The organism is Mesorhizobium sp. (genome assembly GCF_017306585.1).
GTDB lineage: Bacteria > Pseudomonadota > Alphaproteobacteria > Rhizobiales > Rhizobiaceae > Mesorhizobium.
In genome coordinates this window covers 1-6,004 of the sequence record NZ_JAFKIC010000073.1, presented here as the reverse complement: position 1 = coordinate 6,004, position 6,004 = coordinate 1, and the positions used below count along the sequence as shown (strand labels likewise).

At 63.9% G+C, this 6,004-nt stretch carries 6 protein-coding genes; all 6 read right to left on the bottom strand.

Annotated elements, in window-relative coordinates; translation table 11 throughout:
• Window positions 1-163: 163 nt before the first annotated feature.
• Window positions 164-1,429, bottom strand: a complete 1,266-nt coding sequence (locus tag J0I79_RS02680) for an ABC transporter substrate-binding protein (protein ID WP_292855184.1) — start codon at window positions 1,427-1,429, stop codon at window positions 164-166.
• A gap of 38 nt (window positions 1,430-1,467) precedes the next feature.
• Entirely contained in the window at window positions 1,468-2,304 is an 837-nt protein-coding gene (locus J0I79_RS02675; RefSeq protein ID WP_292855183.1) for a carbohydrate ABC transporter permease, read from the bottom strand.
• Window positions 2,301-3,224, bottom strand: coding sequence for a sugar ABC transporter permease (locus J0I79_RS02670; protein ID WP_292855182.1), 924 nt, complete (start codon window positions 3,222-3,224; stop codon window positions 2,301-2,303). Before J0I79_RS02670 ends, J0I79_RS02675 begins: the two co-directional genes overlap by 4 nt.
• Complete coding sequence (locus J0I79_RS02665; RefSeq protein ID WP_292855181.1) at window positions 3,217-4,377, bottom strand: ABC transporter ATP-binding protein; 1,161 nt, start codon at window positions 4,375-4,377, stop codon at window positions 3,217-3,219. The genes J0I79_RS02670 and J0I79_RS02665 overlap by 8 nt, the downstream gene beginning before the upstream one ends.
• The gene (locus J0I79_RS02660) at window positions 4,374-5,210 is read right to left on the bottom strand and encodes a metallophosphoesterase (RefSeq protein WP_292855180.1); all 837 of its coding nucleotides are present in this window, start codon (window positions 5,208-5,210) and stop codon (window positions 4,374-4,376) included. Before J0I79_RS02660 ends, J0I79_RS02665 begins: the two co-directional genes overlap by 4 nt.
• A gap of 160 nt (window positions 5,211-5,370) precedes the next feature.
• Window positions 5,371-5,778 (bottom strand): carboxymuconolactone decarboxylase family protein, encoded by a 408-nt coding sequence (locus J0I79_RS02655; protein WP_292855179.1) that lies wholly within the window; start codon window positions 5,776-5,778, stop codon window positions 5,371-5,373.
• Between the last annotated feature and the right edge of the window lie 226 nt (window positions 5,779-6,004).

Sequence of the window (6,004 nt, the reverse complement as noted above, 5' to 3'; positions counted from 1 at the left end):
CCGTCGCACGAAAGATCCTGACCATCCTCAGCGCAATGATCCGAAACGACAAACCTTGGAATCCAAAACCATCCTGACAAACACAGTTGCTCATCCGTCTCGGCGCTACGCGCCGATCCACCTTCCCCCACAAGGGGGGAAGGAAGAGGCCGCCGTGCAACCTTTACTGCGTCGGCAGCATGCCTTCGACATCGCTCGCCGCATCAGCCAGCGCTTCCTTGGGCGTCGCAGACTGGTCGACGATCCGCGACAGGTTGTCGACGATGGTCTGCGTCACCTTGACGCCGTTGGTGCCGGGGAATGCGTACCACGGAACCATCAGCGGCATCTGGCTGAGGCCGGCCTGGAAGAGCGAGTTCTTCTTGTAGAAATCGCCGAGATAGTCAGGCGACTTCGCCGCGAGCTCATTGTTGGGGACATAGCCCGTGCCGGGCACGACGACCGAAGCGCCGTAAGGGCCGGCGGCGAACTTCGCGAATTTCCATGCGGCTTCCTGCTTGGCCGCGTCCTTGGTCAGGATGACGGCCGCGTTGCCGCCGGTCGGAAGATGGCCGTTGACCGGGTCGATCAGCGGGATTTTTGCGGTGCGCAGCGTGAACTTGTCGCCGACATTCTTGATCGTGTTGACCAGCGCGCCCGTGGTCTGGAATTCGAAGCCGACCTTGCCGGCCGCGAAAGCCTGTTCGCCCGCAGGCTTGGTGAAGACCGGCATGCCGCCCTCCTTCACCATCCGCTCGAGGATCTCCACCGCCTTTTCGCCTTCCGGCCCGTTGAAGGCGACCTTGCTTTCATCTTCGTTCAGCATCTTGCCGCCGGCGCCGAACAGCAGAGCGGAGAACATCCAGTCGTCGCCCTGCCAGCGGAAGTCGATGCCGTCGACGCCATTGCCGAGCGCCTTGATCTTGCCGCCGAGCGCGATCACCTCGTCCCAGGTCTTGGGCGGATTGTCCGGGTCGCCGCCGGCCGCCTTCACCAGGTCGGCATTGTAATACATGATCGGGTTGGAGGTGGCGAAGGCGAGGCCGATCTGCTTGCCGTTGACTTGCGCCAGCTTCAGGATCGTGTCGGAGAAGCCCTGCTCGGCCATGTTGCCGTCCTTCTTGACCAGCGGTCCGAGGTCGACGGCGACATCGCGCTCGTTGAGCATGCGCAGGCGGTTGAGGCCGATGAAGGTGATGTCGGGCATTTCGTCGGTGCCGGCCTGGCGCAGGATGGTCTGGATGCCTTCCTCATAGGTCGCCGACGGGCTGGCGAACTGGATCTTGATGTCGGGGTTTTCTTCCATGAACTTCTTCGAGATCGTGTCCATCACGTTCTTGAAGAAGCCGGGCATCGGGTAATGCACCGTCAGCGTCGTCTCTGCATAGGCCGGCAGCGCCGCCGCCAGCGATACCGCCGCGGCGGCGAAAATCCTGGAAAAGTGCTTCATCTCTGGTGCTCCTTGTTAGCCAGTCGGTTTCGGGCCGGTCAGCCTTTGAGACCGGTCATGGTGATGCCCTCGACGAAGCGCTTCTGCGCGAGCAGGAAAGCGGCAACGAGAGGAAGGGTGATGATCAGCGTGGCGGCCATCAGCGCGCCGTAGTCGTCGCCGGCCTCGGCGGCGCGGAAATACATCAGGCCGAGCGGCGGCGTGGCGTAGGCCTGCTTGCTGACGACGATCAGCGGCCAGTAGAGGTCGTTCCAGTGTGCGACCACCGAGAAGATCGCGAAGGCGGTAACGGCCGGCCAGGCATTGGGCACGATGACGCGCGCGACGATGCCGAGTTCGGACATGCCGTCGAGCCGCGCGGCGTGCAGAAGGTCGTCGGGCATGGCGCGAAAGAACTGCAGGAACATGAAGATCGCGAACACCGATATGGTGAACGGCGCCACCAGCGCTGTGTAGCTGTTGAGCAGCGACATGCGGTCGAAGGCGACATAGAGCGGCAGCGCCGTGGCGTGGATCGGCACCAGCAGGCCGAGCATGACCAGCACCATCATCAATCGCGCCGCCGGGAATTTCAGCTTGGCCATGGCGTAGGCGCAGGGAATGGCGACCACGACCTGGAACAAGAAGATCAGGCCACACACGACGACGCCGTTCCACAGCAGCGTCGCCATCGGCACCTTGGCAAACGCCTTGGCGAAATTCTCGGCGAAGTAGAAATGCTGGGGAACGAGCGACAGCGCCGCGGTGAAGATATCGCTCTGCGTCTTGCCGGCCGTAGAGATCATGAAGATGTAGGGCGCAAGGATCATCAGCGCGCCGAGCGACAGCAGCGCGAAGCGGATGATGCGGCCGGCCGGGATGGCGGTGTTGCTCATGTGTAATGCACCCGCCGGTCGAGCACGCGGTACTGCAGAAACATCAGCACGACGAGGATCGCCAGGAAGACGACCGTCATCGCCGAGGCGTAGCCGACGCGCAGATAGACGAAGCCTTCCTGGTAGATGGTGAAAAGCAGCACTTCGGACGCCTTGTTAGGGCCGCCGTCGGTCAGCATCTTCACCGTCTCGAAAACCTTCACCGCATTGGTGACGCTGATGGTGACGACGAACAGCGTCGTCGGCCCGAGCATCGGCCAGGTGACCAGGAAAAACCGGTCGAGAGCCGATCTGGCGCCGTCGACATGGGCCGCGGCATAGAGTTCGCGCGGGATCGCCGTCAGGCCGGCCAGGAACAGCACCATGTTGAAGCCGATCGATTGCCAGATGCCGATGATCGACAGGCTGTAGAGCACCGTGTTGGAAGCGCCGAGCCAGTTCGGACCGGGAATGCCGGCCAGCGACAGCAGCGCGTTGAGCGGCCCGATGGTCGGGTGGAAGATGTATTGCCAGACAGTCGCCATGGCGACGATCAACGAGGCGACGGGCAGGAAATAGACGGTGCGGAAGAAACCACGTGCCCGCCCCTCGCCCTCGATCAACAGGGCGACCCCCAGGCCGAGCACGATCGAGACCGGGGCGACGATCGCCGTATAGACCGACGTGTTCCACAACGACCTGCGGAAGGTGCGGTCGTTCAGCAGATGCGCATAGTTTTCAAAGCCGACGAGACGAAACTTGCCGTAGCCGAGCTCGAAATCGGTGAAGCCGAGAAAGATGACCGCGGCCACCGGCAGCAGCACGAACAGCAGCAACAGCACGATGGCCGGAGCCGCCAGCAGCCAGGCGGTGCGGCCTTCGCTGCGCCGATGAAGCGCTGCGGCGTCCGGGACGATTCCTACCGCCGCGACGCTAGACATAGGCCGGCGCCTGCCGTGCGGGGGCCGCTGTATTTTCGATGCGCAGCCGCCGCCCCTCCGGGCCAAAGACCATGGCCTGTTCGGATGGCAGCAGCACCCCCACCGGCATTCCGGCGATCAGGTCCCTCGCCTCATGTGGCGCGAGCCTGGCGATGACGGCGTCGCCGGATGCATCGAGCCGGCAATGGACGATCACTTCCGAGCCCAGGAATTCGAGACGCTCGACCCGCCCGGCCAGGCCGCTGCGCCCATCAGGTGCCAGCTTGACGAACTCGGGCCGGATACCGAGGCTGACCGGGCCATTCGCCACCTTCTCCAGCAGCGCCAGCCGGATGCCGTGGAAATCGACAAAGCCGGTATCGGCGACTGCCGGCAGGATGTTGATCCTGGGCTGGCCGACGAAACGCGCGACCTCGATATGGGCTGGATCGTTGTAGATCGCTTCGGGCGCGGCGAGCTGCAGCAGGTTGCCGCCGATCATCACCGCGACACGGTCGGCCATAGAAAGCGCCTCGGCCTGGTCGTGCGTCACATAGAGCGTCGGCACGCCGGCCCGGCGGTGCAGTTCGACGATCTCGCCGCGCGCATGGACGCGCAGATTGGCGTCGAGATTGGAAAGCGGCTCGTCCATCAGGAAGATCGAGGGCTGGCGCACCATGGCGCGCGCCAGCGCGACGCGCTGGCGCTGGCCGCCCGACATCTGCCCCGGCTTGCGGTCGAGCAACTGATCGATCTTGAGCACGGCCGCCATCTCATGCACATCGCGCGAAATACCGGCGCGAATGTCCTTCTGGCCGGGAAGCAAGGGGCCGATCAGCGGCAGGCGCTGCGACCGGCTGAGCCGCTTCATGGCCAGCGGCACGGCGATGTTCTGGCCGGCGGTCAGATGCGGATAGAGCGCGTAGGACTGGAACACCATGGCGATGTTGCGGTCGGCCGCCGCGACCGGCGCCATGTCCTTGCCGCCGACGACGATCTCGCCGCTGTCGGCGTGGTCGAGGCCGGCGAGGATGCGCAGCAAGGTGCTCTTTCCGCAGCCCGAAGGGCCGACCAGCGCGATGAATTCGTCCTGCTCGGCATCGAGGCTGATGCCGTTCAGGATGGCATTGCCGCCAAAGGATTTTTTCACGTCACGGAGCGACAGCGCGCTCATGACGCGGCCTTTCGCCGGACCTTGTGCGCTTCGTGCGGATAGACCTCCTCGACCACGTCGTCGAGGACGTAGGCGGTCATGCCGGGAACGGCGACGATCTCGCTGGCAAGCGTGCCGCCGAAATCGTGGATGACGGCGCCAAGCAGCCGTTCGCCCGCCATGTCGCGCTCCATGTCGCCGACGATGAAGGCCGCCGATGGCCCCCAGACCAGCGCGGTTTCCTTGTAGGCGCCTTGCCAGGCGCGGTGCAGATGGCCGCTGGCGAACAGCGCGACATCATGGGCGGCAATCAAATCGTAGAGGCGCTGGCGTTGCGCAGGCCTCACGCTCCAGTAGCCGGTATCGCCTTCGCCGGGCTCGTCGATGAACAGCGGCTTGTGGGCGAACAGCGCGACGCGCCGGCCGGCACGGCTGTCCAGCGCCTTCTGCAGCCAATCGAATTGCGAATGCTCCTCGGCGTCGTCGAAACCCATCAGCAGGCTGTCGAGCCCGATGAAACGCCACGTCCCGGCGTCCTCGACCCAGTAGTCCGGGCCGACCAGCCGGCGCCAGCGATCGAGCCGCTGGGCATTGACGGGTTGTAGCGAGCCGGGCAGATGGCCGACATCGTGATTGCCGGGCACCAGCAGCATCGGTTGCCGGATTTGCCGCATCAGCTCCATGCAGAAGCTGATGTCGTCGTCCCTATCGGCGCCATCGACACTGAGATCGCCGGTGTGGATGACAAGATTCGCGCCGCTCTGTTCGATCCAGCTGGCCAGCGGCTCCCAATTGTCGTTGAAATGCGGCTTGGTGGGGCTGAAATGCGTGTCGGTGATCTGGACGATTTTCATGCCGGCTCCATCGCGAGAGCCGGCCGCCGGGGGACCAGGGGCAAGCGACTTCGCGTGGGGCCTGCTTAGTGCCCTTACATGTCACTTCCTTAACAGCGTGGGGACAAAAGTTCCCGCCCCGCCTCTTGATGACGGGAGGGGCGAGCGAGGGCTTGCGCCCTCACTTCACCTCGAACTGCGGGTCGACGGGAATCTGCATCGCCGTCACCAGATGGTTGGTCTGCCCCGCCAGCCCGATGATCGAAACCAGTTCGCCATGCTGCGCATCGGTCATGCCCTTGGCCCGCGCCGCCGCCGTGTGCGAATGCACGCAGTAGGAACAGCCATTGGCGGTCGATACGGCGATATAGATCATTTCCTTGGTCAGCGGATCGATGGCGCTGTCGGCCACCATCACCGTCTTGAGCTGCTCCCACACCCGCTTTAGCGACACCGGATCGTTGGCCAGCCCGCGCCAGAAATTGTTGACGAAGTCGGATTTGCGCGTCGCCCTGATGTCATCGAACACGGCCTTCGCGACGGGGATTTTTTCGACCTCGGCGTCGCTGAGGAGTTTTGTGGTGGCCATGGTGTGGACCTTTCGTTTTCGATCGTCGCGTGAATTGAATCAAGTCTTGAGCAAAAGGGGAGCAACCGTCTGCGGTGATTCAGTTTTCAACCCGGCGCAACGCCCCTCACCTTCGTCATCCTAGGGCGGAGCAGCCGCGAAGCGGCGTCGCGGAGACCCTAGGATCCATTCCGTGACGTCTCCCGTAGTATGCAGCGGAGCAGAATTCTGGACCGTGGCGGCGCTT

Excerpts from the sequence above, each read along its gene's own strand:
- J0I79_RS02680 (WP_292855184.1), bottom strand. The coding sequence starts at position 1,429 with ATGAAGCACTTTTCCAGGATTTTCGCCGCCGCGGCGGTATCGCTGGCG.
- J0I79_RS02675 (WP_292855183.1), bottom strand. The coding sequence starts at position 2,304 with ATGAGCAACACCGCCATCCCGGCCGGCCGCATCATCCGCTTCGCGCTG.
- J0I79_RS02670 (WP_292855182.1), bottom strand. The coding sequence starts at position 3,224 with ATGTCTAGCGTCGCGGCGGTAGGAATCGTCCCGGACGCCGCAGCGCTT.
- J0I79_RS02665 (WP_292855181.1), bottom strand. The coding sequence starts at position 4,377 with ATGAGCGCGCTGTCGCTCCGTGACGTGAAAAAATCCTTTGGCGGCAAT.
- J0I79_RS02660 (WP_292855180.1), bottom strand. The coding sequence starts at position 5,210 with ATGAAAATCGTCCAGATCACCGACACGCATTTCAGCCCCACCAAGCCG.
- J0I79_RS02655 (WP_292855179.1), bottom strand. The coding sequence starts at position 5,778 with ATGGCCACCACAAAACTCCTCAGCGACGCCGAGGTCGAAAAAATCCCC.